Here is a 535-nt window from a genome sequence, read left to right as displayed (position 1 = left end):
CCCGGCGCCGCCGCCTACGAGCCGGACGTGTTCGGCACCGCCGGCCAGGTCGCCGGCCAGGCGGTCTACGACCTCGGCGGCAGCGGTTTGCCCTGCCGCGGCGGGCCGCCACCGACCGAGCTGAGCCTGGAGGAAGCCATCGAGCGGATCCTCTGCCACGACCCACAGACCCGCCTCGCCTGGGCCAATGCCAAGGCCCAGGCGGCCCAGGTCGGGATCGGCAAGTCCGCCTACCTGCCGCGCCTGGACGGCCGTCTCGACGCCAGTCGCGGCTACAGCGACATGGATTATCGCGATGCCCCCTACCTCTCCGGCGACGGCCATCGCCACCGGCGTGGCGCCAGCCTCCAATTGAGCTGGGTGCTGTTCGACTTCGGCCGCCGCAGCGCCGCCCTGCGCAACGCCCAGCAGTTGCTGCTGGCGGCCAACGCCAGCCAGGACGCGACCCTGCAGAACACCTTCGCCCTCGCCGCCCAGGCCTACTACGACGCCCTCGCCGCCCAGCGCAGCCTGGCCGCCTCGCGGCAGGTCGCGG

General features: G+C 73.6%; 1 protein-coding gene. It reads left to right on the top strand.

Annotation, left to right across the window (positions count from 1 at the left end; all coding sequences use genetic code 11):
- Positions 1–535 (top strand): TolC family protein (locus ACTJJX_RS35090; RefSeq protein ID WP_440782070.1); only part of this gene is annotated, 535 nt, incomplete at both ends.

It is taken from the genome of Pseudomonas sp. 22490 (assembly GCF_052044465.1).
GTDB classification, from domain to species: domain Bacteria; phylum Pseudomonadota; class Gammaproteobacteria; order Pseudomonadales; family Pseudomonadaceae; genus Pseudomonas; species Pseudomonas aeruginosa.
This window is presented reverse-complemented; position numbering and strand designations above follow the sequence as displayed.